The sequence below is a fragment of the Synechococcus sp. CCAP 1479/10 genome, assembly GCF_019038515.1.
Lineage (GTDB): Bacteria > Cyanobacteriota > Cyanobacteriia > PCC-6307 > Cyanobiaceae > Cyanobium.
The window spans coordinates 1-502 of the sequence record NZ_JAFKRJ010000095.1; the positions used below are offsets into that span (position 1 = coordinate 1).

The window sequence follows — 502 nt, forward strand, 5'->3', positions numbered from 1 at the left end:
GTTGCCCTTGATGAACACGTCATCCCACTGCAGACCCACGTACCAGGACTGGCTGGTGGCGTTGGTGATGCCGGTGGTGGAGACGAGCCCGGCGGCGTTGCCGAAGTTGGCGCCGTTGAACTGGTTGCGGTTGATGCCCCAGCCGGTGCTGATGGAGGGGATCCAGCCGGAGTTGCTGGGCTGCCAGTAGGCGCTGATGCCCACCGAGTTGGTGGCGGCAGAGCCGGTGAAGAAGGCGTTGGCCAGAGGCGTGGCGTTGCCGCTGTAGGTGCCAGCACCACCCGAGGAGTAGGTGTAGGCCGCAGCGATGCCCCAGTTGGAGCCGGTGTAGGCGACCTGGGCCGTACCCGTCTGGGAGGAGCAGGCGTTGCCGATGCCACCGCAGTTCGCCGTGCCGGCGATCGGGTTGCCCACGTCACCGTTGGCGGAGACGTAGTTGGCGCTGATGCTGAAGCCGCCGCTCTTCCACCACAGACCACCACCAGCGCCCAGGTTCAGGCTG

1 pseudogene is annotated in these 502 nt (G+C 66.5%); it reads right to left on the reverse strand.

Annotated features, from left to right (window positions below):
- Positions 1–502: pseudogene (locus KUG39_RS17130) on the reverse strand (iron uptake porin); the annotation flags it as partial.